At 72.4% G+C, this 25,884-nt stretch carries 21 protein-coding genes and 1 pseudogene; 9 read left to right on the forward strand and 13 right to left on the reverse strand.

The genetic code is table 11. From position 1 onward, the window contains the following. Positions 1-37 precede the first annotated feature (37 nt). Both P8A20_RS26435 and map read right to left on the reverse strand, forming a co-directional pair. On the reverse strand, positions 38-703 hold the full coding sequence (locus P8A20_RS26435) for a biliverdin-producing heme oxygenase (protein WP_147963147.1): 666 nt from the start codon (positions 701-703) through the stop codon (positions 38-40). A gap of 182 nt (positions 704-885) precedes the next feature. Further along, entirely contained in the window at positions 886-1,743 is an 858-nt protein-coding gene (gene map / locus P8A20_RS26440; protein WP_147963146.1) for a type I methionyl aminopeptidase, read from the reverse strand. Positions 1,744-1,801: 58 nt separating this feature from the next. Between map and P8A20_RS26445 the strand changes: the two genes are divergently transcribed. Further along, a complete protein-coding gene (locus P8A20_RS26445) occupies positions 1,802-2,035 on the forward strand; it encodes a hypothetical protein (RefSeq protein WP_306105203.1) in 234 nt (77 codons plus the stop codon). Positions 2,036-2,089: 54 nt separating this feature from the next. Here P8A20_RS26445 and P8A20_RS26450 read toward each other — a convergent pair. Continuing rightward, positions 2,090-3,337: pseudogene (locus tag P8A20_RS26450) on the reverse strand (MFS transporter); the annotation flags it as partial. Between the two features lie 57 nt (positions 3,338-3,394). Beyond that, positions 3,395-3,997, reverse strand: a complete 603-nt coding sequence (locus tag P8A20_RS26455) for a hypothetical protein (RefSeq protein ID WP_147963145.1) — start codon at positions 3,995-3,997, stop codon at positions 3,395-3,397. A 186-nt stretch (positions 3,998-4,183) separates the two neighbouring features. Here P8A20_RS26455 and npdG point away from each other — a divergent pair, with 186 nt between their 5' ends. Beyond that, positions 4,184-4,894 (forward strand): NADPH-dependent F420 reductase, encoded by a 711-nt coding sequence (gene npdG / locus P8A20_RS26460; protein ID WP_147963144.1) that lies wholly within the window; start codon positions 4,184-4,186, stop codon positions 4,892-4,894. Between the two features lie 80 nt (positions 4,895-4,974). Then, positions 4,975-5,157, forward strand: a complete 183-nt coding sequence (locus P8A20_RS26465) for a hypothetical protein (RefSeq protein ID WP_147963143.1) — start codon at positions 4,975-4,977, stop codon at positions 5,155-5,157. A 38-nt stretch (positions 5,158-5,195) separates the two neighbouring features. On the opposite strand, the gene P8A20_RS26470 is transcribed toward P8A20_RS26465, so the two are convergent. Next, entirely contained in the window at positions 5,196-6,008 is an 813-nt protein-coding gene (locus P8A20_RS26470; RefSeq protein WP_147963142.1) for a site-2 protease family protein, read from the reverse strand. 126 nt (positions 6,009-6,134) lie between these two features. Between P8A20_RS26470 and P8A20_RS26475 the strand changes: the two genes are divergently transcribed. After that, a complete protein-coding gene (locus P8A20_RS26475) occupies positions 6,135-9,437 on the forward strand; it encodes an ATP-binding protein (protein ID WP_306104362.1) in 3,303 nt (1,100 codons plus the stop codon). A gap of 3 nt (positions 9,438-9,440) precedes the next feature. Here P8A20_RS26475 and P8A20_RS26480 read toward each other — a convergent pair whose 3' ends face one another. The 3 genes from P8A20_RS26480 to panB all read right to left on the reverse strand — a co-directional run bounded on the left by P8A20_RS26480 (position 9,441) and on the right by panB (position 12,334). Further along, complete coding sequence (locus tag P8A20_RS26480) at positions 9,441-10,298, reverse strand: ABC transporter permease (protein WP_147963140.1); 858 nt, start codon at positions 10,296-10,298, stop codon at positions 9,441-9,443. After that, the gene (locus tag P8A20_RS26485) at positions 10,295-11,314 is read right to left on the reverse strand and encodes an ATP-binding cassette domain-containing protein (protein ID WP_147964081.1); all 1,020 of its coding nucleotides are present in this window, start codon (positions 11,312-11,314) and stop codon (positions 10,295-10,297) included. Before P8A20_RS26485 ends, P8A20_RS26480 begins: the two co-directional genes overlap by 4 nt. A 132-nt stretch (positions 11,315-11,446) precedes the next feature. After that, complete coding sequence (gene panB / locus P8A20_RS26490; protein ID WP_147963139.1) at positions 11,447-12,334, reverse strand: 3-methyl-2-oxobutanoate hydroxymethyltransferase; 888 nt, start codon at positions 12,332-12,334, stop codon at positions 11,447-11,449. 184 nt (positions 12,335-12,518) lie between these two features. On the opposite strand from panB, the gene P8A20_RS26495 reads away from it, so the two are divergent. The 5 genes from P8A20_RS26495 (at position 12,519) to P8A20_RS26515 (ending at position 19,050) form a co-directional block, all read left to right on the forward strand. After that, positions 12,519-14,126, forward strand: a complete 1,608-nt coding sequence (locus P8A20_RS26495; RefSeq protein ID WP_306104363.1) for a DHA2 family efflux MFS transporter permease subunit — start codon at positions 12,519-12,521, stop codon at positions 14,124-14,126. A 109-nt stretch (positions 14,127-14,235) separates the two neighbouring features. Beyond that, on the forward strand, positions 14,236-14,937 hold the full coding sequence (locus P8A20_RS26500) for a TetR/AcrR family transcriptional regulator (protein WP_306104364.1): 702 nt from the start codon (positions 14,236-14,238) through the stop codon (positions 14,935-14,937). A 239-nt stretch (positions 14,938-15,176) separates the two neighbouring features. Beyond that, positions 15,177-16,127 carry an endonuclease/exonuclease/phosphatase family protein gene (locus P8A20_RS26505; protein ID WP_371606795.1) on the forward strand — a complete coding sequence of 317 codons (951 nt, stop codon included), beginning with the start codon at positions 15,177-15,179 and terminating at the stop codon, positions 16,125-16,127. Positions 16,128-16,462: 335 nt separating this feature from the next. Beyond that, positions 16,463-17,647 carry a Cmx/CmrA family chloramphenicol efflux MFS transporter gene (locus P8A20_RS26510; RefSeq protein ID WP_306104366.1) on the forward strand — a complete coding sequence of 395 codons (1,185 nt, stop codon included), beginning with the start codon at positions 16,463-16,465 and terminating at the stop codon, positions 17,645-17,647. A gap of 179 nt (positions 17,648-17,826) precedes the next feature. Then, positions 17,827-19,050, forward strand: a complete 1,224-nt coding sequence (locus P8A20_RS26515) for an MFS transporter (RefSeq protein ID WP_147963134.1) — start codon at positions 17,827-17,829, stop codon at positions 19,048-19,050. Between the two features lie 25 nt (positions 19,051-19,075). On the opposite strand, the gene P8A20_RS26520 is transcribed toward P8A20_RS26515, so the two are convergent. The 5 genes from P8A20_RS26520 to P8A20_RS26540 all read right to left on the reverse strand — a co-directional run bounded on the left by P8A20_RS26520 (position 19,076) and on the right by P8A20_RS26540 (position 25,778). After that, positions 19,076-20,293: an MFS transporter gene (locus P8A20_RS26520; protein ID WP_147964080.1), complete on the reverse strand. Its 1,218-nt coding sequence runs from the start codon at positions 20,291-20,293 to the stop codon at positions 19,076-19,078. A 164-nt stretch (positions 20,294-20,457) separates the two neighbouring features. Then, positions 20,458-21,534, reverse strand: a complete 1,077-nt coding sequence (locus P8A20_RS26525; RefSeq protein WP_306104367.1) for a CU044_5270 family protein — start codon at positions 21,532-21,534, stop codon at positions 20,458-20,460. Then, the gene (locus tag P8A20_RS26530; RefSeq protein WP_147963132.1) at positions 21,531-22,199 is read right to left on the reverse strand and encodes an RNA polymerase sigma factor; all 669 of its coding nucleotides are present in this window, start codon (positions 22,197-22,199) and stop codon (positions 21,531-21,533) included. The genes P8A20_RS26525 and P8A20_RS26530 overlap by 4 nt, the downstream gene beginning before the upstream one ends. Positions 22,200-22,348: 149 nt before the next feature. After that, entirely contained in the window at positions 22,349-24,109 is a 1,761-nt protein-coding gene (locus P8A20_RS26535; RefSeq protein WP_306104368.1) for an NAD+ synthase, read from the reverse strand. Positions 24,110-24,200: 91 nt separating this feature from the next. Next, on the reverse strand, positions 24,201-25,778 hold the full coding sequence (locus P8A20_RS26540; RefSeq protein ID WP_306104369.1) for a multicopper oxidase family protein: 1,578 nt from the start codon (positions 25,776-25,778) through the stop codon (positions 24,201-24,203). Positions 25,779-25,884 lie beyond the last annotated feature (106 nt).

Genomic DNA, 25,884 nt, shown 5'->3' on the forward strand with positions numbered 1-25,884 from the left:
CGGGACCCGAGGGCCCGGCCCGTCAGGACGGGAGGCCCTAGGCGCTGAGCGGGAAGACCTCGCCGAGCTCATGGAAGACGGCGGTGTTCAGCGCGAAGGCGCGCTTGCACTCGTCGACGATCCGCTGCTTCTCCAGATCGTCGGCGTCCACCGCGTCCAGCAGCTCCCGGTACTCCCGCTTGAAGGCCGCCGGATTCGAGATCTGCTCGAACACGTAGAACCGGACGCCGTCACCCTTGCGCTCGAAGCCCCAGGTCTTCTCGGCGGTGCCTCGGATGATCTGGCCGCCCGAGAGGTCACCCAGGTAGCGGGTGTAGTGGTGCGCCACGTATCCCGCCGGCCAGTCGCGGGCGCACTCGGCGACCCGTGCGGCGTAGGCGGCGGTGGCGGGCAGCGGCTCCAGGCCCTCGCGCCACCCCTCGCCCCGCAGATGGGCGAGGTCGCGCTCCAGTTCGGCCGTACGCATCAGCTCCGGCTGGACGAAGGGCCCGGCGACGGGGTCCTCACGCAGGGCCCCCGCACCGTCCTCCAGCGCCCGGTAGACGAACCACAGCTGCTCGGTGTAGCGCGTGTACGCCTCCACGCCCAGCCGCCCGCCGAGCATGTCGCTCATGAAGGTCGAGGACTCCGCCTCCGTGTGCTGCTCGTGCGAAGCGGTGCGGATCAGGGTGGAGAAGGGCGTGGTGGTGGCGGTCGAGTCCAAGGCGGGCCTCCGGGGACCGAGGGGGACGGGAAGTCCGGACAAAAATGCTCATTCCGGCAGCGGCGGCATACGCAACCGCGCACCAGTAGGCTGATCCTCCTACTTAGGCTTACCTAAGTCAACAGGTTCCCGACTGGTTGTCGGTAAAAAGCGCTCCCGGGAGGCGGCCGCCGGGGCGCCCCTTACGGAAGCGTCAGGATCTCCGCCCCGGTCCCGGTCACCACCAGGGTGTGCTCGAACTGCGCGGTCCGCTTCCGGTCCTTCGTCACCACGGTCCAGCCGTCGTCCCACATGTCGTAGTCATGGGTCCCGAGCGTCAGCATCGGCTCGATGGTGAACGTCATCCCGGGCTGCATCACGGTCGTCGCGTGCGGGCTGTCGTAGTGGGGGATGATCAGGCCGGAGTGGAACGACGAATTGATCCCGTGCCCCGTGAAGTCCCGCACCACGCCGTAACCGAACCGCTTCGCGTACGACTCGATGACACGGCCGATCACGTTGATCTGCCGTCCGGGCCGCACCGCCTTGATCGCGCGGTTCAGCGACTCCCGGGTGCGCTCGACGAGGAGCCGTGACTCCTCGTCGACGTCGCCGCAGAGGTAGGTGGCGTTGTTGTCGCCGTGCACGCCGTCGATGAAGGCGGTGACGTCGAGGTTCACGATGTCGCCGTCCCGCAGCACGGTGGAGTCCGGGATGCCGTGGCAGATGACCTCGTTGAGCGAGGTGCAGAGCGACTTCGGGAAGCCACGGTAGCCGAGGGTCGACGGGTAGGCCCCGTGGTCGACCATGAACTCGTGCGCGACCCGGTCGAGTTCGTCGGTGGTGACCCCCGGGGCGATGTGCTTGGCGGCCTCCTCCATCGCCTGCGCCGCGATGCGGCCCGCGATCCGCATGCGTTCCACGGTGTCGGAGTCCTGGATCTCCGGTCCGGTGTACGGCGTCGGCGCGGGCTTCCCCACGTACTCGGGGCGCCGGATCTTTCCGGGAACGGAACGGACGGGAGTGATCTCCCCTGGTACGAGAAGCGACTGGCCAGACATGTCAGCGAGTCTAACCAGCGTGCTCGGGGCACCATGGCAACGAGGAAAGGATCCCGCAATGGCCCTGTTCAAGAAGCGCACGGTGGGCAAACCGGGCGAGTGGTACTACTGCCTGGAGCACAAAAAGGTCGAGGAGGGTCCCGAGTGCCCCGGGAAGGACCGTTTCGGCCCGTACGCCACCCGGGGGGAGGCGCAGCGCGCGATGGACACGGCGCGTGAGCGGAACCTGGAGTGGGAGAACGACCCGAAGTGGCACGACCGCCAGGACGGGACCACGGACGACGGACGCTAGCCGCCCGGCAGGACCCCGGGCTCCGCGTCGGGCCGGCCCCGCGGGGCCGGCCCCCGCACCCCGCCTGCGGCTCGCGTCCTCGTCCGTCGCCGAGTCGTACGTGAGCAGCTTCGGCAGCGCCGTGGCCAGCAGCGCCACCGAGGCGACGCACGCCACCCCGCCGGACCACACGGCGGAGCGGGTCCCCGTCCAGCCGGCCATCGCACCCGCCCGTACCTGGCCCAGCTGCGGGCCCACGCTGTACGACAGCACCTCGATCCCGGCCAGCCGCCCCCGCAGCTCGTCCGGGATGGTCTGGTTCCAGATCGTCGACCTGCCGAGACCGCTGAGCATGTCGCCCGCCCCGGCGAGGGCGAGGCAGACCAGGACCAGCCAGATGTTCTGGAACCATCCGGCCGCCGCGATCGCCAGTCCCCAGCCCGCGGCACCGCCCACGACGAACAGCCCGTGCCGGCGCACCCGTGAGGTCCAGCCGCTGGTCAGCCCCAGCGCGAGCGAGCCGACCGACCCCGCGGCGTACATCAGGCCCAGGGCCCACTCGGCGTCGAGATCGGCCGCGAGGAAGGGGAAGACCGCGTTCGGGAAGGCGAAGAACATCGCGGCGAGGTCGACGGCGTACGTCCCGAGCAGCACCGGGCGGCTCCACGCGTAGCGGGCGCCCTCGGCGATCCCGCGCAGGGACGGCTTCTCGGCGTCGTGGGCGGGTGGCGCCGACGACAGCCGCAGACACAGCAGCACCGAGAGGGCGAACGTCACGACGGTGACGCCGTAGGCCGTGGCGTGCCCCGCGTACGCCACCACCACCCCGGCGAGCGAAGGACCCGCGATGGCGCCGACCTGCCACCGCAGCGAGTTCAGCGCGGCCGCCGCCGTCTGCTGGTCGTGCGGCACGATCCTGGCCATCAGGGAGTCCAGGGCGGGCCGCTGGAGTCCGGCCAGCGCGGACACCCCGGCGGCCACGACGTACAGGGGCCAGAGCGCGGGTTCCGGGGCGAGCGCGTTGGCCAGCAGCACCACGGCCAGCAGCCCGAGCCCCGCCTCGGTGCCCAGGATGACCCGGCGGCGGTCCGCCGAGTCGGCCAGCGCGCCCCCGTACAGCCCGAAGACGACCAGCGGCACGAGTTCCACCGCGCCCATCGCGCCCACGGCGAGCGGTGAACCGGTGAGGTGCTTGATCTGCAGCGGCAGCGCGATCAGGGCCATGAAGCTGCCGAAGTAGGTCACGAGTCCCTGGATCCACAGCAGCCTGAAGTCGGCCGAGGAACGCCAGGGGGAGAGGTCGGGCAGCAGGCGGGAGGTCACGAGGGATCATGGTCCGTCGCCGCACCGGCGGCGGCAAGCGTATTTCCCCGGTACCCCTCACCAGCGCGGCGGGGGAGGAGCCGTCAGCTGGTCGGCGATCCTGGACAGCCGGTCCCGGAACGACCTCCGGCCCTGCGGTGCGACCGCCACGTTCTCCCCGGCCGCCGCGCTCACCAGGTGCTGGACGGTGTCCAGGTCGACCTCCCCGTCCTCCGGGACCGTGAGCGCCTCGTGCGCGAGGCCCCGCACCTCCGTGTCGCCGCCGTCCAGCGACAGCACGGTCGCCCCCGCGCGGCGTGCGTCGTGCACGCGCTCCAGCAGCCCGGCGTCCGGCCGCTCCGGCGCGACCATCAGCAGCGTCTCGCCACGCCCCGCCGCCTCGATCCTGCCGAGTCCGACGGCCAGGTGCGCGGGATCGTCCGGCTCCACCCGATGGCGTACGAGCGTGGGCCGCAGTTGCGGCAGGCCCGACCAGGTGGACTCGTCCACCAGGTGCGCGGCCATGTGCCACGGCTCGTAGACCTCGGTCCCCACCAGCAGCAGCCCGCCGCCCCGGGGGACGACCGACGACCGCAGGGTCCGGGCGAACCCACGGGCCGCCGTGGGCCACTCGGTACCGGCCAGGACTTCGCGCAGCAACGCGACACGCACAGCATCCATGGCCCGGCATCATGCCCCCGGCCCTCCACCCGCGGCTGCCCGAACGCGGCAGTTCACCCGTACGGGAACCGCCGGGACGCGGCACCGCCGCTCCCGGCCGCCGCTGTCACGACGACGCCGTGACGGATGTCGCAGAGCGACGCAGGTGCCGGAACGCCCTCCCTACCTCGCAGTAGGGTCGGCGCCATGACAACGAATGACAGTGGAAGCGCCCCCAAGCCCCCCGCCAAGGACCCCTGGGACCTCCCCGACGTGTCCGGGCTGACCGTCGGCGTACTCGGCGGTACCGGCCCCCAGGGCCGAGGTCTCGCCTACCGCTTCGCCCGCGCCGGGCAGAAGGTCGTCATCGGCTCCCGCGCCGCCGACCGGGCCGAGGCCGCCGCCGCCGAACTGGGCCACGGAGTCGAGGGCGCGGACAACGCCGAGTGCGCGCGCCGCAGCGACATCGTGATCGTCGCCGTGCCGTGGGACGGCCACGCCAAGACGCTCGAGTCCCTGCGCGAGGAGCTCGCCGGGAAGCTCGTCGTGGACTGCGTCAACCCGCTCGGCTTCGACAAGAAGGGCGCCTACGCCCTGAAGCCCGAGGAGGGCAGCGCCGCCGAGCAGGCCGCCGCCCTGCTGCCCGACTCCCGGGTCACCGCGGCCTTCCACCACCTCTCGGCGGTGCTCCTCCAGGACGAGGCCATCGAGGAGATCGACACCGACGTCATGGTGCTGGGCGAGGCGCGCGCCGACACCGACACCGTGCAGGCGCTCGCGAGCCGCATCCCCGGCATGCGTGGCGTCTTCGCCGGCCGTCTGCGCAACGCGCACCAGGTCGAGTCCCTGGTGGCGAACCTGATCTCCGTCAACCGCCGCTACAAGGCACACGCGGGGCTGCGCACCACCGACGTGTGAGCCCGTGCAGGGAGCCGAATCGGGCATGAGGGACACTGGACGGGACCGCGCACCATCCCCGGACAGGAGCACCAGCCCTCATGCCCCGCCTCGCTCTCTACTCCCTGGCCGTCTGCGTCCTCGCCGTCGTCGCGGCCGTGGTCGCCTTCGTCCAGGGCAGCTTCCTCGGCATCGTCTGGGTGCTGCTGGCCGGCCTCTCCTCGAACATGGCGTGGTTCTACGTGCGCAGGCACCGCGCGGAGTCCCGCGCCGACGCCGCCTGAGGGCCGGCCCGCACCCCGGTCCGACCCGGGCGGGAGACCTAACGGATCAGCGCGCAGCCCGGGTCCTGGTCGCCGAACCACTCCTGCCAGAAGCGGTAGGTGTCGAGCCCGCAGTACGTCTCGACCTCGCTGACGCCCAGGCCCCGCAGCAGCGCGTCCACCGCGTCGAAGAAGACCCCGTTGAGCTCCGGGATCCAGAGCAGCGCGAAGACCGCGATCAGCCCGAAGGGCGCGAACGGCTCCACCTGGCGCCGGACCTTGTACGAGAGCCACGGCTCGATCACGCCGTACCCGTCGAGACCCGGGACCGGCAGGAAGTTCAGGATCGCCGCCGTCACCTGGAGCAGGGCGAGGAAGGCCAGCGCGAGCCGGAAGGGCATCGGGACGCCGTCCAGGGCGCCCAGCCAGAACGGGGCCGTGCAGACGACGGCGAACAGCACGTTCGTCAGGGGGCCGGCCGCCGAGATCAGGCTGTGCTTCCAGCGTCCGCTGATGCGGCCCCGCTCGATGTAGACCGCCCCGCCCGGCAGACCGATGCCGCCCATGATCACGAACAGGACCGGCAGCACGATGCTCAGCAGAGCATGGGTGTACTTGAGGGGGTTGAGCGTCAGATAGCCCTTCGCCCCGATCGAGATGTCACCGCTGTGCAGCGCGGTGCGCGCGTGCGCGTACTCGTGGAGGCAGAGCGAGACGATCCAGGCCGCGGTGACGAAGAGGAAGACCGCGAAACCGGTCTGCTCGGCGAAGTCCGTCCACACCGCCCAGCCCGATACGGCCATGACGGCGAAGATCCCGAGGAAGATCGGGCTGACCCGCCGGTCGCTGGGTCGGCGGAACGCGGTGGTCATCGGCGGCACTCCTGAGGGCTTCTGGACGGCGACGTGAGCCCCCGAGCGTACGGGTGACAGGGCGGGAACGTCTCACAGGAGGGTGGTAGTTCCCCGCGGGGCGGGGCGGTCACGGACAATGGGCCCGTGCACTACGGCATCCTCGGCACCACCCGCGCCCTTCGCCCCGACGGCACGGCCGTCGCCCTCGGCGGGGCGCGGCTGCGCGCCCTGCTCACCGTGCTCGCCCTGAGCCCGGGGCGTACCGTCCCGGCGGGGTCGCTCATCGACGAGGTGTGGGACGGCGACCCGCCCGCCGACGCCCCCGGAGCCCTTCAGGCGCTCGTCGGCCGTCTCAGGCGCGCGATCGGCCGGGACGCGGTCGAGTCCGTCACGAGCGGCTACCGTCTCGCCGCCGACCCCGACGCCGTCGACCTGCACCGTTTCGAGCGGCTCGCGGGGGAGGGCGCCAGGGCGCTGGATGACGGCGACGCGCCGAAGGCGGCCACGGTCCTCGACGAGGCACTCGCCCTCTGGCGTGGACCCGCCCTCGCCGACCTGCCGGACCGCGCCGTGGCGGCGGCCCGCTGGGAGGCCAGGCGTCTGGACGCCCGCCGGACCCGGATCGAGGCCCTCCTCGCGCAGGACCGTGCCGACGACACCCTGCCCGAACTCGCCGGGCTCTGCGCCGACCACCCCCTCGACGAACCGCTGCAGGCACTCCGCGTCCGGGCGCTGCGGGACGCCGGACGCACCGCGCAGGCCCTCGCCGCCTACGACGAGGTGCGGACCCTGCTCGCCGACCGGCTCGGCACCGACCCGGGACCCGCCCTGCGTGCCCTGTACGAAGGGCTGCTGCACCAGGACCCGCCCGCCCCGGCCCCCGCACCCGCCGCCGTCCCCGCGCGGCGGGGCAACCTGAGGGCCAGGCTCACCAGCTTCGTAGGACGTGAGTCGGACCTCGCCGACCTCGGCCAGGACCTGGCCACGGCACGGCTGGTCACCCTCCTCGGCCCCGGCGGCGCGGGCAAGACCAGGCTGTCCCAGGAGGCGGCCGAGCGGGACTCCGCCGCCTGGCCGGACGGGGTGTGGCTGGCGGAACTCGCCCCGGTCGACGACCCGGAAGCGGTGCCGGAGGCCGTACTCACCGCGCTCGGCGGGCGTGAGACCGTGCTGCGGGGGGCCGGCGCGGAAGAGCTCCGAGCGGCCGAACGGGGCGCGGGCGAACCGCTCGCCCGGCTCACCGAACACTGCTCCGGGCGCCGCATGCTGCTGCTCCTGGACAACTGCGAACATCTCGTCGAGGCGGCCGCGGCCCTCGCCGACCACCTGCTGGCCCGCTGCCCGGGGCTCACCGTCCTCGCGACCAGCCGTGAACCCCTCGGCGTACCCGGGGAGTTCGTCCGGCCGGTCGACCCGCTGCCCGACCCGATGGCGCTGCGTCTGCTCGCCGACCGGGGGGCCGCGGCGCTGCCCGGCTTCCGGGTCGACGCGGACGAGGGGACGGCCGCGGCCTGCGCCGAGATCTGCCACCGTCTCGACGGGCTCCCGCTCGCGATCGAGCTCGCCGCGGCCCGGCTGCGCATGCTCACCCCCCGTCAGATCGCCGACCGTCTCGACGACCGCTTCCGCCTCCTGACCAGTGGCAGCCGCACCGTACTGCCGCGCCAGCAGACCCTGCGGGCGGTCGTCGACTGGTCCTGGGACCTCCTGGACGAGGACGAACGCACCGCTCTGCGCAGGCTGTCGGTCTTCTCCGGCGGCTGCACCCTCGCCGCCGCCGAGGCGATCTGCGCGGACCTGCCGAGCGGCGCGTACGGCGTCGCCGCCGCCCTCGGTTCGCTCGTCGACAAGTCCCTCGTCGTCGCTGCCCCCGCGGCCGACTCGGCGATGCGCTACCGCCTCCTGGAGACGGTCGGCGAGTACGCCGCCGAACGGCTCGACGAGGCGGGGGAGCGGGCGGTCGTCGAGCGGCGGCACCTCACGTTCTACCGGGAGCTGGCCCGCACCACCGACCCCGAACTCCGGGGCGCCGGACAGCTCGTCGCGCTCGACCTGTTCCAGCGGGAGTACGAGAACCTGCGCACCGCCCTCCGGCACGCCGTCGCCGCCCGCGACGAGCAGGAGTCACTCAGCATGGTGCTCTCGCTCGCCTGGTACTGGCAGATGCGCGATCTGCGCAGCGACGCCCTGCAGTGGTCCGAAGCCGCCGCCGCGCTCGGCCCCGACCCCTTCACCGTGCCCGTGACTCCGGCGCCCTCCCTCACCGAACGCTGCACCGACGTGCCGCCGCCGCTTGGCCCGGAAATGCTCCAGGAGGCGAGGCGCCAGGTGGCGCTGGTCCGGATGGCCAGCCTGGACCACGCGATGGACATCTGGGCGAACGAGACCGGCATGGCGCGGCTGCGGACCATCGCCGCCACCTACCGGCCGGGTCAGCCGCAGACCTGCCGCAGCCCGGGCTCGCTCTGGCTCTTCGCCGTCGTGCTCACCGGGGAGACCTCGGACCTGCGGGGACTGCTGGACGAGTCGGTCCGCGCCGCACGGGAGCTCGGACACGACTGGGATCTGGCCGCCGCGCTCCAGACACGCGCCAACGTGCTGGCCAACCGGCCCGACTGGGCGGTCGCGGCTCTCGCGGACTCCGACGAGAGCCTGGAGATCGTCCGGCGTCTCGGCGACGACTGGGGTGCGGCGGAGGCACTCTCCTCACGCGGCGAGGCCCACGAGAAGAGGGGCGACCACAGCCGGGCGGCCGAGGACTACCTGGCGGCGATCGGGCACGCGGAGAGGCTCGGCGCCCGGGCACAGGTGCTGGTCCTGCGCACCCGGTACGCCTCGGCACTGATCGAGATCGGCCGTGGCGCGGAGGGCGAGGTGATCCTTCGGGAGGTGCTCGTCGAGGGACGGCACGTCGGGCACGAGGGCACGGCGTTCGCCCGGTTCTTCCTGGCCATGTGGCTGGGCAGGTCCGGCCGTACCGTCGAGGCGCGCGAGCAGCTCGCCGTGCTGTACGACGACTTCAGGGCCGCCTCCATCGGTGTCTTCGAAGCGTTCGTGCTGGGCGGGATGGCATGGCTGGACAACCAGGAGGGGCTGTACGCGGACGCCCTGGCCCGGGGCCGCGAGGCGCTGGCGCAGGCCGACGACCGGTTGTCGCAGATGGTGGCGCCGCAGATGCACCTGCTCCACCTGGTGACCGTGGCACGGGCGCTCGGCGGACTCGGCGGGGAGCACCGGGCCACCCTGGCGGCGCGGCTGCTGGCCGCCGGACAGGCGCTGCTGCCGGACGGGCACGTGCCGACGCCGATGGAGCGGGACGACTACGCCGCGGCCGAGGAACTCGCCCGCGGCATCCTCGGTGACGCCGCCTACAGGACGGCGTACGCCGAGGGCGCCGGCCTCTCCCAGGAGGAGGTCACCGCCCTCGTCGAAGCGCACCGGGAGTGAGCGTCAGGACTTCTTGCGGAACCTCGACACCGCGAGCGGGGCCATCACCGCGGTGATGACCACGGTCCAGCCGAGCGTCACCCAGACCGAGTGGGCGAGCGGGCCGCCCATCATCAGGGCGCGGGCCGCGTCCGCCAGGTTGGACAGCGGGTTGTAGTCGGTGAACGTCTGGAGCCAGCCGGGCATGGTCTGCGTCGGGGCGAAGATGGACGACCCGAACTGGAGCGGCATCAGTACGAGCATCCCCATCCCCTGGACGGCCTGAGCCGTCTTCATGGTCAGTCCGAGCAGGATGAAGATCCACATGACGGCGGCGCCGAACGCGGCCGACAGGGCGACGGCCCCGATGAGCCCCAGCACCGACTCCTGGAGTTCCATGCCGAGCGCGAAGCCCATGCCCAGCAGGATCAGCGTGGCGACCATCATCCGGCCGAGCTCGACCACGATCTTCGCGATGAGCACCGACGAGCGGGCGATCGGCATCGTGCGGAACCGGTCCATGACCCCCTTGCGGAAGTCGTCGTTGACACCGGAACCGACCGCCATGGCGATGTTCATGCCCATCATCGCCATCAGGCCGGGGATCAGGTAGTTGAGGTAGTCCTGCCGGTCCCCGCCCATGCTGCCGCCGACCGAGCCGCCGAAGACGTACACGAACAGCAGCGTGAAGATGATCGGCATCAGGAGCGCGTCGAACATCGACTCCGGATCCTTCTTGATCTGGAGCAGGTTGCGCCGCACGAGTGCCCCGATGTGGCGCAGGTTGCCGCGCACACCGATCCGGCCCTCGTCGTGGAGCTTCGCGGCCGGTGCGGACGTGCCCGCGCCGGTGGGGGTGGGCGTCAGAGTCGTCGTGCTCATGCCGCGACCTCCTGGGGGATCGTGTCGGTGTGGGTGGCCTTGTCGCCCGTGATGGCCAGGAAGACCTCGTCCAGGCTGGGCAGCGCGGTGGCCACATGGGCCAGGGAGAAGCCCCGGGTGCCGAGCAGCCCGATCACGGCGGTCAGCTGCTGGTCGCTGAGGATCGGGACCAGGAGCAGTCCCTCGTCCGGGACCGCCTGGGCGCCGGCGACGCCGTCGAGACCGGCCTCCCGCAGCGCCTGCGCCATCGCGGCCAGTTCGGCCGGGTCGGAGGGCCGGATCTGCAGGGTGCGGCCGCCGACCTTCGCCTTGAGCTCGTCGACCCCGCCCCGGGCGATGATCCTGCCCTGGTCGATGACGGTGAGCTCGCTGGCCAGCTGCTCGGCCTCCTCCATGTACTGGGTGGTGAGCAGCACGGTCGCCCCCTCCGCGACCATCCGCTGCACCTCGTCCCAGACCTCGTTGCGGGTCCGCGGGTCGAGCCCCGTCGTCGGCTCGTCCAGATAGAGGACGGCCGGGCTGCCGATCATGGAGGCGGCCAGGTCCAGGCGCCTGCGCATACCGCCGGAGTAGTCCATGGCGGCCTTCTTCGCCGCGGGGGTGAGCGAGAAGCGCTCCAGCAGCTCGTCGGCGCGGGACCGGGCCTTCTTGCGCGGCAGGTCGAGCAGCCGCCCGATCATGTAGAGGTTCTCCCAGCCGGAGAGCTTCTCGTCGACCGAGGCGTACTGCCCGGTGAGGCCTATGGTGCGGCGCAGCTGCCGGGGCTGCTTCACCACGTCGTAGCCGGCCACGACCGCGTGACCGGCGTCGGGCACGATCAGGGTGGACAGGCAGCGTACGAGGGTGGTCTTTCCGGCTCCGTTGGGTCCCAGCACGCCGAGGACGGTGCCCTCGCGCACGTCGAGGTCCACCCCGTCCAGCGCCTTGGTCTCGCCGTAGTGCTTGACCAGCCCCCGTACCTCGACGGCGTTCGTGCCGCCCTTGAGGTTCTTGTCGTTTCGCGTCATGGACATCATCAGACCAGCCGTCACCGACAACTCACCGACATGTCGCCGACAGCGGATCGGCAGGGGACCGACAGAAGGCGACAGCCCGCCGATGGGGGAAGTCGGCGGGCTGTCGGTGGTGCGGCAGTGGTCGTGTGGGCGTCAGTGGAAGGTGTGCTCCGCCGCCGGGAAGGTGCCGCCGACGACCTCTTCGGCGAACTCCCTGGCGGCGTCGGTCATCACCTGACGCAGATTCGCGTACTGCTTGGTGAAGCGCGGGACCTTGCCGCCGGTCAGTCCGACCATGTCGGTGTAGACCAGCACCTGCGCGTCCGTGTCGGGCCCGGCGCCGATGCCGACGGTCGGGATGTGCAGGGTGCGGGTGACCTCGGCCGCGAGCTCGGCCGGCACGAGCTCCAGGACGACGGCGAACGCGCCCGCGTCCTGTACCGCCTTCGCGTCGCGCAGCAGCTGCTGGGCTGCCTCCTCGCCGCGGCCCTGGACCCGGTAGCCCATCGCGTTGACGGACTGCGGGGTCAGGCCGATGTGCCCCATGACCGGGATCCCCGCCTCGACCAGGAGCCGGATCTGCTCGTGGGAGCGCTCGCCGCCCTCCAGCTTGACCGCGCCGACACCGGCGTCCTTGATCAGCCTGGTGGCGTTGCGGAGAGCCTGGACCGGGCCTTCCTGGTACGCCCCGAACGGCAGGTCGGCCACGATGAGGGCGCGCTTGGTGCCGCGTACGACGGCGGCCGCGAGGATGGCCATCTCGTCCATCGTGACGGGCACGGTGGTCTCGTAGCCGAGGTGGCAGTTGCCCATGGAGTCACCGACGAGCATGACCGGGATGCCGGCCTCGTCGAAGACGGACGCGGTCATCGCGTCGTAGGCGGTGAGCATGGGCCACTTCTCGCCGCGCTCAGTGGCGGCGGCGATGTCGTGGACGCTGATGCGGCGGGTGCTGCTGCCCCCGTACAGCGCCTTGCCGGCGCCGGGGGTCGGACCCGCGGGGGGTGTGGCGGACTGGTTCTGCGCAGCCTGAAGCGACATGGCCAACGGCTCCTTCGTCATCTCGAGGCGCCCTGACGGCGTCCCCGGATCCCTTCCATGGTGGCATCCCGGAACGGTTCCCGGGAAGTGGGCCCGCCGCGCCCGGTGAACCCTGCGCGGCAACCGGGTAAAGTCTTTCCAATACGAGACGGTCTCGTATTGGAATTCGCCTAGTGTCGTCGCCATGTCCATACCGTCCGGCGCTCCCGTCGCCGCGCCCCGTGTCCCGGAGGCGGTCCACCGCCGCCGCTGGGCCATCCTCGGCGTCCTCATGTTCAGCCTGCTCATCGTCGTTCTGGACAACTCGATCCTGAACGTCGCGGTCAAGACGATCGCCAGCCCCGCGCCGACCGGTATCGGCGCCACCCAGAGCGAGCTGGAGTGGGCGATCAACTCCTACACGCTCGTCTTCGCCGGCCTGCTGTTCACGGCCGGCCTGCTGGGCGACCGCATCGGCCGCAAGAAGGTCCTGCTGGCCGGAATCCTCGTCTTCGGCATCGGCTCGGCCCTGGCCGCGCTCTCCTCGTCCCCCGGTGAACTCATCACCTGGCGCGCTCTGATGGGCTTCGGCGCGGCGTTCGTGATGCCCGCCACACTCGCCGTCCTGATGAACGTCTTCGAGCGCGACGAACAGCCCAAGGCCATCGGTATCTGGGCCGGCAGCGTCGGCCTCGGCATCGCGATCGGCCCGATCACCGGCGGTCTGCTCCTGGAGCACTTCTGGTGGGGCTCGATCTTCCTGGTCAACGTGCCCGTGGTGGTCCTCGCGCTCATCGCCATGGCCGTACTCGTGCCGGACTCCAAGGACCCTGCCCCCGGCCGTGTCGACCCGCTCGGGGTCGTCCTTTCAGTCATCGGCCTGGTCCTGCTGGTCTACGGCATCATCCGGGGCGGTGAGCTGGCCTCCTTCACCGACGTCACCGTCCTCGCACCGCTGATCGGCGGCCTGCTGGTCCTGACGGGTTTCGTGTGGCACGAGAAGCGCAGCAGCCACCCGTCCATCGACATCGCCTACTTCCGCGAGCCCGCCTTCTCCGCCGCCGTCGCGGCCATCGCGCTGGTCTTCTTCGCGCTGATGGGCGTCACCTTCTTCTCCGCCTTCTACCTCCAGAGCGTGCGCGGCTACACCGCGCTGGAGTCCGGGCTGCTGATCCTGCCGCTCGCCGCCGCACAGATGATCTTCGCGCCGCGCGCCCGGCTGGTCGTCGACCGGTTCGGGGCCCGGGCGGTCTGCACCGTCGGCATGCTGCTCGTCGCCGCGGGCCTCGCCGCCTTCGCCCTGTTCGACGCGGACACCCCGCTGTGGGTGCTGTGCCTGGTCTTCTTCGTCCAGGGCACCGGCATGGCGCACATCATGCCGCCGGTCACCGTCGCCGTCATGCAGGCGCTGCCCCGCGAGCGGGCGGGCTCGGGCTCCGCGATCAACAACACGTTCCGCCAGGTCGGCGGTGCGCTCGGCATAGCCGTGCTCGGCTCGGTGCTCTCCACCGTCTACCGGGGTGACATCGAGGGCCACCTCGACGGCGTCCCGGCCGCCGCGCGGGACGTCGCGGGCGAGTCCATCGAGGCGACCCTCGGTGTCGCCGAGAAGCTGGGCCCGGCGGGGAAGCCGCTGGTCGCCGCGGCGAACGACGCGTTCATCGGTGCGATGCACGTGACCGCGCTCGGCTCCGCCGCGGTCGCGCTGATCGGCGCTGCCGTGGTGGCCCTGTTCCTGCCGGGCAGGCCGGTGGTGCGGGGCGAACGGGTCCCGGACCCGCTGGACACCGGGGAACCGGTGCGCCAGTCCTGATCCGCCCCTGCGGCCGGGGAGGAAGTCGCTCCGCCCCCGGCCGGTCGGCGAGAATCGAGAGGTACGGCGACACAGCGAGCGGCGGACGGCGCGGCGAGAGGCGGACCAGGTGCGGCAGGCGGCACAGAACCCGGCGCAGGACCCGGCCGCAGGCCCTGCGGGCCCGCCCTGCCAGGGCCAGGAGCCGCGTCGTGGCCGTCCCCGCAGCGCGGCCGTGGAGCGGGCGATCCTCGACGCCGTCGTCCAGCTGCTGGAGGCGGGGGAGACCCTGGACGGGCTGTCCATCGAGCGGATCGCCCGGACGGCGGGCGTCGGCAAGGCCACCATCTACCGCCGCTGGAGCGGCAAGGAGGAGCTCTTCGTCGACGTCCTGCGCGACATCGAGCCCCCCGATCCCGCACTCTCCGGAACCGCCGGCCTGGACGACCTGCGGGTACTGCTGGAGTCGATGCGCACGCGCGGTCTCGCACAGCGGTCCTCCGCCCTCCTGCACAACGTGTTCGTGCAGATGAAGAAGCACCCCCGGCTCTGGACGGAGTACCAGAACACCGTCATCGCGCCCCGCCGCGTCGCGATGGTGGCCGCCGTGCAGCGGGCGGTGGACGCGGGGGAGTTGCGCGACGACCTCGACGTGGAGCTCATGGACGACCTTTTCCTGGGACCCATGCTCGTCCGCACGGTCCACCGTCCCGAGGCGCCCCTGCCGGAGGACCTCGCCGACCGCATCATCGCGACCCTCCTCCAGGGCCTCGCGCCGCGCGCGCAGAAACAGCAGGTCACAGCCGTGGAACCGACGACCGCCTCCGCGTGACTGTTCTGTCACAAGCCCCACAAGGGCCTTCCGGGCCGGAACCTGCGACGCCGCGCCGGTCGTCCTGATGGCAGAACGGCCGTCGTCGACGGCGAGAACGGCGTCACCCATCGCCTAGGGTCGGGAGGCGCGGTGATGTGTACGGCAAGGCAGTGAGGACGAGCGCAATGGTGCAGGCGTACAGGGCGGACACCGAGAACGCCGGTGCGGGTCCGCAGCCGGTCTCCCGTTTCCGGGCCATGCGCCGGAAACTGGTCTCGGACCCGGGTATCTGGCGGCGGGGCATTCTCCTGGCGCTCTGCTCGGTCCTCCTGACCGTCGTGCTGGTCCTCCACTCGGACATCCCGAACACCATCGGCAACACGGGCAGCCTCATCGAGACGTTCCTGCCCTGGTTCGGCCTCTTCGTGCCGGTGCTGCTGATCCTCGGACTGGTAAGGCGCTCGGCGACGGCGGTGATCGCCCTCGTGCTGCCGGCCGCCGTCTGGCTGAACCTCTTCGGCGGCCTGCTGTTCGCCGACAAGTCGGGGGCCGGCGGCAACCTCACCGTCGCCACGCACAACGTCAACGCGGGCAACCCCGACCCCGCGGGCACCGCCCAGCAGGTCGCCGGCTCCGGCGCGGACATCCTGGCCCTGCAGGAACTGCCGAGCGGCAAGGTGGAGGCGTACGAGGACGCCCTCGCCGACCGTTATCCGCACCACTCCGTGCAGGGCACCGTGGGCCTGTGGAGCAAGTACCCCGTCACGGACTCCAGCCCTGTGGACATCAAGCTGGGCTGGACCCGCGCGATGAGCGCCACCGTCACCACCCCCGAGGGCCCGATCAAGGTGTACGTCGCCCACCTCCCCTCGGTGCGGGTCAAGCTGAACGCCGGCTTCACCGCCAACCAGCGGGACGACAGCGCCGACGCCCTGGGCGAGGCGATCGCCGACGACCCCGTTGAGCGGGTCGTCCTGCTCGGCGACCTGAACGGCACGATGAACGACCGCTCGCTGAACGCGGTCACCGCCCAGATGCGCTCCACCCAGGGCGCCGCGGGCGACGGCTTCGGCTTCAGCTGGCCCGCGTCCTTCCCGATGGCGCGGATCGACCAGATCATGGTGCGGGGCGTCGAACCCCGCGCATCCTGGACCCTCCCCGCCACGGACAGCGACCACCTCCCGATCGCGGCCCGCGTGCAGTGGTGAGTGCCTCGCGAAGGTGAGCGCTGCCCCTCCGGCAGGCGGTACGCTCGCAGCCATGTCCAGCCCCGAGTCCGACAGAATCGGGCCGCCGGTTCGCCGGTGGCCGGTCATCGACGCCGAAAGCCTCTGACCCCGGCGGTCACCGGGCTCTCCCCGTCGCGCCGTCGGCCACCGCCGGATCCTCACGGCGGTGCGGGCCGACTTCCATGTCCGTGACGAACACCGGGCATTCCACCGCGTCGCCGTCCTCGCGCTCCCACGCGTGAGGACGGGCGCGGCCCGCATCCCCTGCACACCGCTCGTTCCTCCGACGGTTCCGTACAAGGGGTTCCCTTCTCATGCCATTCGCTGTCCACGTGCTCGGGCTGGCCGTCTTCGCCCAGGGCACTTCGGAGTTCATGCTGGCCGGCCTGCTCTCGGGCATCGCCGGTGACCTGCACGTCTCACTCGGCGCCGCCGGGCTGCTGACCTCGGCCTTCGCGGTCGGGATGGTGATCGGCGCGCCGCTCACCGCTCTGGCCGGCCGCACCTGGCCCCGGCGCGGGGCCCTGCTGTCCTTCCTCGGCGTCTTCGTCGCCGTCCACGTCGTCGGCGCGCTGACGTCCAGCTACGGCGTGCTGCTCGCCACCCGGGTCGTCGGGGCGCTGGCCAACGCGGGCTTCTGGGCCGTGGCGTTGGTCACCGCTCTGGCGATGGTGGGCCCGCACCAGCGGGCGCGGGCCACCGCCGTGGTCGTCGGCGGGGTCACCCTCGCGTGCGTCGTGGGCGTTCCGGCGGGGGCCGCGCTCGGCGAACTGTGGGGCTGGCGCTCGGCGTTCTGGGCGGTGGCGCTCGTGTCCGTACCGGCCGCGGTCGCCTTGCTGGTGGCCGTGCCGGGCGGCCGGCCCGGCGACGCGCCGACGGTGAGTGCCAGGAGTGAACTGCGCGCCCTCGCCCGGCCGCGGCTGCTGCTGACGCTGCTGGTCATGGCGCTCGTGCAGGGCGCGACCTTCTGCACGTTCTCGTATTTGGAACCGCTGTTCACCCGGGTCACCGGCTTCGGCGCCGGCTGGGTGCCCGTGGTGCTGGCGCTGTTCGGCGTCGGCTCGTTCGTGGGCGTCACGCTGGCCGGACGCCTGGCCGACGCGCGCCCGGCAGCGGTCATCGGTATCGGCATGACCGCGCTGGCCGCCGGCTGGGCGGCACTGGCACTGACCGCCGCCGACCCGGTGGCGGCGCTCGTCCTCGTCCTGCTCCAGGGGGCGCTCGCCTTCGGTACGGGAACCACGTTGATCACCCGGGTCTTCCAACTGGCCCCGGACGCGCCGACCATGGCAGGGCCCTTCGCGACGGCCGCCTTCAACGTGGGCGCCGCGACCGGACCTTGGCTGGGCGGACTGGCCCTCGGCGCCGGCCTCGGCTTCCGCGCCCCGGTCTGGGTGAGCGCCCTGCTCATGTGCGCGGCGCTCGTGGGCGCCGGAGTGCCGGCGCTGTCGTCGCGCGTCGTGACGGCCCGCTCCGGGGCGGGTGTACCCATCGAGTGACGCCCAGATCACACCCGAGCGCAACGGCATGTTCACGTCCGGGCATAAAACGTCTGAGAGACTTTGTTCCGACGGGATACATAACCCGTTCCGGCAATGAAGCCGACGCTCCCGCACTCACACCACCGCCACCCGGCCCCCGTACGGTCCGGGCGGCCCCTGCCCGAAAGGTTCTTTCCATGCCCCTGGCCCTGCTCGCCCTCGCTGTGAGCGCCTTCGGCATCGGCACCACCGAGTTCGTGATGATGGGCCTGCTGCCCAACGTCGCGGACGATCTGGGAACGTCCGTGCCCACCGCCGGTTACCTCGTCTCGGCGTACGCGATCGGCGTCGTCGTCGGTGCCCCGCTGCTCACCGGCCTCGGCTCCAGGATCCCGCGCAAGCGGATGCTCCTGCTGCTGATGGCCGTCTTCACCGTCGGCAACCTCGCCTCCGCCTTCGCCCCCGACTTCGGCTGGCTGCTGGCCGGCCGCTTCCTGGCCGGACTTCCGCACGGTGCGTTCTTCGGTGTCGGCGCCGTCGTCGCCGCACGCCTCGTGCCGGACGGCCGCCAGGCCCGCGCCGTCGCCACGATGTTCCTCGGCCTGACCGTGGCCAACATCGTCGGCGTACCGGCGGCCACCCTGCTGGGACAGCACCTCGGCTGGCGCGCCACGTTCATGGTCGTCGCGGTGATCGGGCTGGGCGCGATGGCAGCCCTGGCCCGGCTCGTACCGCAGATCCCCGTCGAGGCGCACCAGAACGTACGCCGTGAACTGAGCGCGCTCGGCAACCGGCAGGTCATCCTCGGCCTGCTCACCGCCGTTCTCGGCTTCGCGGGTGTCTTCGCCGTCTACTCCTACCTCTCCTCCATGACGACCGAGGCGATGGGCTTCGGCGAGTCCTCGGTGACGCTCGTCCTGGCGCTCTTCGGCATCGGGATGACACTCGGCGCGCTGGCGGCGGGACCGCTGACCGACCGGGCGCTGCGCCCCACCCTCTACGGGTCGCTGGGGGCCCTGGCCGTCGTCCTGGTGGTCTTCCCCTTCACGGTCCACGTCCACTGGGCGGCCCTGGTCATGGTGGTGCTGCTCGGCGGCATCGGCTTCATGACGACCACACCGCTCCAGATGCTCGTGATGAACGCGGCCAAGGACGCCCCCACGCTGGCGTCCGCCTCCAACCACTCCGCCTTCAACCTCGCCAACGCGGGCGGCGCCTGGCTCGGCGGGGTCGCCATCGCGGCAGGCTGGGGCTGGACGTCCCCGGCCCTGGTCGGCGCGGTGCTGGCCGTGGCCGGACTCGCCGTGGCGGTCACGGCGGGCGTCCTGGACCGGACCCCGGCCGCCTCGCGTGTCGTGGCGTCCGGTGCCCGGGCGGAGACACGGGAGTACGCGGAGGCCCGCTCCTCCTCGGACGCCTGAGCCGTAAGGCCCGACGGGCCGCGGATCACGACGACGGGCCGGTGGGGGCGCGCGACGCGCGCCCCCACCGGCCCGTCCTCAGCCGGGCGGCCGTCAGCAGGCCCGCCACGGCCACCGCCGGCAGCAACAGCCGGACGTCGACCACCGCGACCAGCCCCGCCCCACCCGCCAGGGCCACCGCGTTCGGCGCCGTCATCAGCGATCCGGCCGCCGCGGCGGTCCGCCCCAGCACCACGTCCGGCGTCTCCCGCTGCACCGCCGTCATCGCGGCGATCAGCACGCAGGGCAGCCCCGCGCCGATCGCCAGGCTCGCCGCCAGGGCCACCGCCCCACCACCCAGCGCCCGGGCTCCCACGGCCACCGCGAACACCGCGATCCCCGCCGCGGCGAACGACCGCTCAGGGAACCGCCGCAGCAGGGGGCCGGCCAGCAGCCCGACGGCCACGGAACCCGCACCCTGGAAGGCGTACAGCACCCCGGCGTACGCCGGTGAACGCCCCAGGGCGTCGTCCACGACGGCGTACACCGCCGCGCCGTTGAGCCCCGCGAGCAGCATCGTCAGCGCACCCGCGTACACCAGGGGCCGCAGCTCCGCGGACCCGCGCAGCAGCCGCAGTCCGGCGGCCGTACCGCCCCGCCGCGCCTCCCGGGCCTGTGCCCGCGCCCCGGCGGGTTCCTCGACCCGCAGCCGCCCGAGGACCAGGGCGGCCAGCGCGAACGTCACCGCGTCCAGCACCACCACCGGGCCCGCCCCGTAGCGGGCGAACAGCCCCGCGCCGACGAGCGGTGCGAGCAGCTTCATGCCCTCGTTCGCCGTCGTGCGCAGTCCGTTGAAGTCACCCACCAGCCGTGCCTCGACGGCCGCGGCGATCAGTGCCGCCTCGGCCGCGTCCAGGAGCACACCGCTCGCTCCGTGGACGACGAGGACGGCGAAGAGCGCACCGATCCGGTGCTCGGGGCCGACGAGGAGCAGCGAGGCCATCAGGCCCGCCATCACCAGGTTCACCGTGACCAGCAGGAGCCGGCGGGGGACCAGGTCGGCCACCGCACCGAGGGAGGGGCCCGCGAGCACCGGTGCCCACATCGCGCAGACGGTCAGGGCGGCCAGACCGTCCGACCCGGTGACCGTCTTGACCCAGATCCCGGAGGTCAGCCACATCGCCGACGTACCGAAGCCGGACACGAGCAATCCCGTGAGGCACAGCCGGGCCGTGCGGTCCCGCACCAACGCTCCCACCGTCATCCCGGCCTCCCCGCCGGCGTCCCCGGCCGGGGACGTCCACGTGGCCATGCTGATGACTGAGGCGGGCCGGCGGCATCGGGCGGATGCCCTGGGCCCGCCGACCCGCAGGGGTCGGGCCGCCACCGGTGCCGGTGGCGCGGCGCGGACGGGGCCGGCCCGCAGGATCAGGTCGTCGTCGACGGCCTCTCGCGCAGGGCGTCGACCACCGCACGCTCCAGGACGGCCGACGCACCGATCAGGGTGCCCTTCCTGCCCATGGAGGTGTCCCTGCTGAGACAGGTCCGTTCACCCAGGTACTCCAGGGTGGCCGAGTCGAAGATCCAGGCGGTGCGCCAGCCTGCCCGGACGTCGTCGCGGGCCACGCCGATCCCGTGCCGGCCGGCCGCGTCCACCGCGTCGGGGTCCACGGTCACGCCGGGGATCCTCGACGCGGCCCTGTAGAGGGCGGCAGCGGTCTTCGGCGGCATCACCGTCTCCCGCAGAAGCTCGCCGATGGCGTCGAAGGCGTCCTGCGCCTCGTCCCGGTCCTCGGCCGGGGTGTCACGCGAGTCCTGGTCCCGGGTGATCTCGGTGGTGAGGCGCCGGAGCAGGACGTCGGGGTCGGTGGGCAGCGAGGCCAGCCAGGCGTACGTCGGGCGGTTGAGGCCCGCCGGGTAGCCGACGGGGGTCTCGCCGTCCGGGACGCCGACGACGATCGGGACGTACGCGTCGTCCTCGTGGATCAGGCCGACATCGACCACCGGTCCCGCCTTCTGCGACATCCAGACCTCGCGCTCGCCGGGCTCGGTCAGCTTCACCGGGCCACCGAACTCACCTTCGTTGCCGGTCCCCAGCGTCCTGACGTACACGAACTGGTCGCCGGTGACCGTCCGTCCGCCGCTCCTCCCGGCGGCCAGGGCGATCCGGTCGAGCAGGACCGCCGCGCCGTGCGCGGCCGTGGTCCGGGAACCGGTGCCCGCGGCGGACGGTGCCGGAGCGCTGTCCTGGCCGGTCACGGCGAGCGTGGTCAGCAGCACCCCGCCCAGGGCCAGTCCGGCGGCGGGCAGCAGGACGGCGGGCCGCAGGAGGCGGGAGCGGGTGCGTTCGGTGGCACGGTCGCCGTCCTGGTCGATCAGACGCATCAGGGTGTCCTTGTGGTGGAGATGACGGCCCGGGGGCAGGTCCCGTTCGGCCGGGGCCGGCAACAGCCGGGCCATCTCCTCGTGTTCGGCCCGCTCGGGGCCGGAGGGGCGGTCGTTCATCGGGCTTCCTCCTGGATGGGCAGGGCCACGAACGCGGCCCTGCTCCCTACCTCTCCGCGGCCGGGGCGGGGTTCCCTCCCGGTGCGGACCGCTTCTCCGGGGCTTACTTCGCGCACGGAGCTGTCAGGCTCCCGGCCGAGCTCCTCGTCGGTCAGCCGCCGGAGCCGGGTACGGGCACGGGACAGCCGCGACCGTACGGTGCCCACCGGGACGTCCAGGGCCTCGGCCGCCTCGGCGTAGTCCAGCCCGGACCAGACGCAGAGGACCAGCACCTCACGTTCCTGGCGGCGGAGCCCGTCCAGCGCCCGCCGGACCGCGGCGAGCCGCCGTTCGTCGTCGACACGCCCTGCCGTGGCGTCCGCGATGTCCGCCACCGGTTCGGGGGCGGGTCGGCGGGCCAGGAAGGCCAGGCGCCGCCCGGTGCCGCGCCTGGCGTTGCGCGCCTTGTTCGTGGCGATCCCCAGCAGCCACGGCCGCAGCGAGTCACCCTCCGGCTCGACGGAACGGCGGGTGCGCCAGGCCGCCAGGAAGGTGTCGGACATGACTTCCTCGGCCGTCGACCAGTCGCCCGTCAGACGGTAGGCGTGGTTGTAGACCGCCCGCGCGTACTCCTCGTAGAGCGCGGCGAACGCCTCGCGGTCGCCCGCCCTGATCCCTGCACGCATCCGCTCCCGGTCTTCCCGTTCATCACAGCTCACACCGCTTACCTCTCCGGCCGGCCCGAGGGGTTCCGGTGACCTGCGCCACACGGCGGGACCGCACGCGACTGCGCCCGGGACACCGAGGCGTCCCGGGCGCAGTCCTCTCCGCGCGGTCAGTCCTCGCTCGACTCCCGCCAGCGGTTCGTGATCGGCAGACGGCGGTCCTTGCCGAAGCCCTTCGGCGAGATCTTCGTGCCCGGCGGGTACTGCCGGCGCTTGTACTCCGCCGTGTCCACCATCCGGAGCGTCCTCGTCACCAGCGCGTCGTCGAAGCCGGCCGCCACGATCGCGTCCCTGCCCTGGTCCCGGTCGACGTACATCTCCAGGATGCGGTCCAGCACGTCGTAGTCCGGCAGCGAGTCCGTGTCCACCTGGTCCGGGCGCAGTTCGGCGCTCGGCGGCTTGGTGATCGACGCCTCCGGGACGGGCGGTGTCTGCCCGCGCTCCTCGGCGGCGCGGTTGCGCCACTTCGCGAGGCGGAAGACCGACGTCTTGTACACGTCCTTGATCGGCCCGTACGCCCCGACGGAGTCCCCGTACAGCGTGGAATAGCCCACCGCCAGCTCGGACTTGTTGCCCGGCGCGAGCACGATCTGGCCCTCCTGGTTGGAGACGGCCATCAGCATCGTGCCGCGCAGCCGCGACTGGAGGTTCTCCTCCGCCAGCCCGGTGAGCCCCAGCGAACCCATGTACGCGTCGAACATCGGCTCGATCGGGACGGTGCGGAAGTTCAGTCCCGTACGCCGGGCCAGTTCCGCCGCGTCGCCCTTGGAGTGGTCCGAGGAGTACTTCGACGGCATCGAGATGCCGTACACGTTCCCGGCGCCCAGCGCGTCGCAGGCGATCGCCGCGACCAGCGCCGAGTCGATACCGCCCGAGAGGCCGATCAGCACGCTGCTGAAACCGTTCTTCGCGGCGTACGCGCGCAGACCCACGACCAGTGCCGAGTACAGCTCCTCGTCGTCGTCCAGCCGCTCGGCGTATCCGCCGGCCAGCTCGGGCTCGTAGGCCGGCAGCGGTTCCTCGCTCAGGACCACGTGGTCGATCCGCAGCCCGTCGGCGACGACACCGGACGGTGCCCCGGCCGCGGCGGCGGGCAGGTCGAGGTCGAGGATCACGGTGCCCTCGGAGAACTGCGGCGCGCGGGCGATGACCTCGCCGTCCTTGCCGACGACGATGGAGTCCCCGTCGAAGACCAGCTCGTCCTGGCCGCCGATCATCGCCAGGTAGGCCGTGGTGCAGCCGGCCTCCTGGGCCCTCCTGCGGACCAGCTCCAGCCGGGTGTCGTCCTTGTCGCGCTCGTACGGAGAGGCGTTGATCGACAGCAGCAGCCCCGCTCCGGCGGCGCGCGCGGCCGGGACACGGCCGCCGTCCTGCCACAGGTCCTCGCAGATCGCGAGTGCCACGTCGATGCCGTGCACCCGCACGACCGGCATGGAGTCGCCCGGCACGAAGTAACGGAACTCGTCGAAGACGCCGTAGTTCGGCAGGTGGTGCTTGGCGAAGTTCAGCGCGATCCGCCCGCGGTGCAGCACGGCGGCGGCGTTGCGTGGGGACCCGGCGGGCTGGCCGTAGCGGACCGCGGTGTGCTCCGAGCGGTCGAGATAGCCGACGACGACCGGCAGTTCCCCGAAGCCCTCGTCGGCGAGACGGACGGCGAGCGCGCGCAGCGCCTTCCGCGAGGCCTCGACGAAGGACGACCGCAGGGCCAGGTCCTCGACGGGATACCCGGTCAGCACCATCTCGGGGAACGCCACCAGGTGGGCGCCCTGCTCGGCGGCGTGCCGGGTCCAGTGGAGGATCGACTCGGAGTTGCCGGCGAGGTCTCCGACCGTCGCGTCGATCTGATTGAGTGCGAGACGTAGTTGAGGCACGTGGCCAGTGTAATCGTCTGACTGACGCTATGTCCCGGCGCACCTCCGTCCGGAAGCTGTGGGCCGCCTCCGGGCGGGGTGCGCCGCAGGGTCAGCGCAGGTAGCCGAGGACCGTCATCATCCCCGCTTCGGCGTGGTAGACGTTGTGGCAGTGGAGCATCCACAGGCCGGGGTTGTCCGCGTCGAAGTCGACCGTCAGCGAGCGTCCCGGCAGGACCGCGGCGGTGTCCTTGCGGGCGCCGGGAGCGGTGCCGGCCATGGCGAACGTGTGGCCGTGCAGATGGATCGGATGCCACATCGAGGTGCGGTTGGTGAAGACCAGCCGCACGCGCTCCCCGGCCTTGACGGGATGCCGTGCCGCCGGGTCGTAGGGCTTGCCGTCGAAGGCCCAGTCGTACGCGTCCATGGAACCCGTGAGCGTCATGCGTACGGTCCGGTCGGGTGCGCGCTCCGTGAGGGCCACCGACTCGTCCGGGGCCAGCCGGTCGGCCGTGACCAGCTCGCCGTCGAGCTCGGAGGGCCGCACCGTGGCCGGCGGGATCTCGCCCGACCCGGTCTTCAGCACGGCCAGTGCCGATGATTCCTTGCCCTCCGCGAGCGCGGTAAGCGGGAACACGCCGTCCCCCGCGGTCACCAGCACGTCGTACCGCTCACCCATCGCCAGCAGCAGCGTGTCGGTCCCGGTGTGCCGCACGGGGAAGCCGTCCGTGTGCGTCACCGTCATCCGGTGCCCCCCGAGCGCCAGCCGGAACGCGGTGTCGCCGCCGGCGTTGACGACGCGAAGCCGGATGCGGTCGCCGGGAGCGGCCTCGAAGACCGAAGGGTCGCTCGCCCTGCGCCCGTTGACCAGGTAGTGCGGGTAGGCGACGTCGCCGGCGTGGCCGCCGAGCAGATCGCTGCTCGCGCCGGCCAGGAGCCGCGAGGGGGCGTCGCCGTCGGCAGCGCGACGGGCCGCCTTGTGGCCGGCGGCGTCATGGGCCGAACCCCGGCCCCCGGTGAGTTCGTCGAGGACCGCGTCGGGGGTGGAACCGTCCACCCCGTCGAGCCAGTCGTCGAGGACGACGACCCACTCCTTGTCGTACGCCAGCGGTTCCTTCGGGTCCTCCACGATCAGCGGCGCGTACAGCCCCCGGTCGAGCTGGACACCCGAGTGCGGGTGGATCCAGTAGGTCCCGGGGCGGCTGACCGTGAACCGGTAGGTGAAGTCGGCGCCCGCCTTCACCGCCTGCTGCGTCAGTGCCGGCACGCCGTCCATGTCGTTGCGCAGGGCGAGACCGTGCCAGTGCATCGTCGTGGCCTGCGGCAGGTGGTTGGCCAGGGCGAGTTCGAGGGTGTCGCCCGCCGTGACCCTGATCGCCTCACCCGGCAGACGGTCGCCGTACGCCCAGGTGGGGACGGTGAGACCGCCGCCCAGCTCCAGACGGGAGGCGGTGGCGGTCAGCGAGACCTTCCGGACCGGCCCGGCGCCCCGTCGGGCCTCGGCGTCCACGACCTCCGGCCCGTCGGGCGCTACGTACTCGTCCGCGGCTCGCACGGAGGAGGGGGCGGATGTGCGGCGGCGGGGAGCGGCGTGGGCGTGGGAGGCGACGGCCTGTGAGGCGAGTCCCGCTGCTCCGGCCAGGGCGGCACCGGCGCCGAGCACGGCGCGGCGAGTGTGCATTTCAGACATATTGCGCACCGTACCCCTGTCGGGTAAAGGGGTACGGCACCCGACACCCGACGGCACGGTCCGGGGTGCCCGGAGCACGCCCGGGGCCCGGGCCGGCCATGGAGGG

Source organism: Streptomyces sp. Alt3 (assembly GCF_030719215.1).
GTDB classification, from domain to species: Bacteria; Actinomycetota; Actinomycetes; order Streptomycetales; family Streptomycetaceae; genus Streptomyces; species Streptomyces glycanivorans.

Bases quoted from the DNA above. Each gene is read 5' to 3' on its own strand.
- map (WP_147963146.1), bottom strand. From the start codon at position 1,743: ATGTCTGGCCAGTCGCTTCTCGTACCAGGGGAGATCACTCCCGTCCGT.
- P8A20_RS26445 (WP_306105203.1), top strand. From the start codon at position 1,802: ATGGCCCTGTTCAAGAAGCGCACGGTGGGCAAACCGGGCGAGTGGTAC.
- P8A20_RS26455 (WP_147963145.1), bottom strand. From the start codon at position 3,997: ATGGATGCTGTGCGTGTCGCGTTGCTGCGCGAAGTCCTGGCCGGTACC.
- npdG (WP_147963144.1), top strand. From the start codon at position 4,184: ATGACAACGAATGACAGTGGAAGCGCCCCCAAGCCCCCCGCCAAGGAC.
- P8A20_RS26465 (WP_147963143.1), top strand. From the start codon at position 4,975: ATGCCCCGCCTCGCTCTCTACTCCCTGGCCGTCTGCGTCCTCGCCGTC.
- P8A20_RS26470 (WP_147963142.1), bottom strand. From the start codon at position 6,008: ATGACCACCGCGTTCCGCCGACCCAGCGACCGGCGGGTCAGCCCGATC.
- P8A20_RS26480 (WP_147963140.1), bottom strand. From the start codon at position 10,298: ATGAGCACGACGACTCTGACGCCCACCCCCACCGGCGCGGGCACGTCC.
- P8A20_RS26485 (WP_147964081.1), bottom strand. From the start codon at position 11,314: ATGATGTCCATGACGCGAAACGACAAGAACCTCAAGGGCGGCACGAAC.
- panB (WP_147963139.1), bottom strand. From the start codon at position 12,334: ATGTCGCTTCAGGCTGCGCAGAACCAGTCCGCCACACCCCCCGCGGGT.
- P8A20_RS26495 (WP_306104363.1), top strand. From the start codon at position 12,519: ATGTCCATACCGTCCGGCGCTCCCGTCGCCGCGCCCCGTGTCCCGGAG.
- P8A20_RS26505 (WP_371606795.1), top strand. From the start codon at position 15,177: ATGCGCCGGAAACTGGTCTCGGACCCGGGTATCTGGCGGCGGGGCATT.
- P8A20_RS26510 (WP_306104366.1), top strand. From the start codon at position 16,463: ATGCCATTCGCTGTCCACGTGCTCGGGCTGGCCGTCTTCGCCCAGGGC.
- P8A20_RS26515 (WP_147963134.1), top strand. From the start codon at position 17,827: ATGCCCCTGGCCCTGCTCGCCCTCGCTGTGAGCGCCTTCGGCATCGGC.
- P8A20_RS26520 (WP_147964080.1), bottom strand. From the start codon at position 20,293: ATGACGGTGGGAGCGTTGGTGCGGGACCGCACGGCCCGGCTGTGCCTC.
- P8A20_RS26525 (WP_306104367.1), bottom strand. From the start codon at position 21,534: ATGAACGACCGCCCCTCCGGCCCCGAGCGGGCCGAACACGAGGAGATG.
- P8A20_RS26530 (WP_147963132.1), bottom strand. From the start codon at position 22,199: ATGCGTGCAGGGATCAGGGCGGGCGACCGCGAGGCGTTCGCCGCGCTC.
- P8A20_RS26540 (WP_306104369.1), bottom strand. From the start codon at position 25,778: ATGTCTGAAATGCACACTCGCCGCGCCGTGCTCGGCGCCGGTGCCGCC.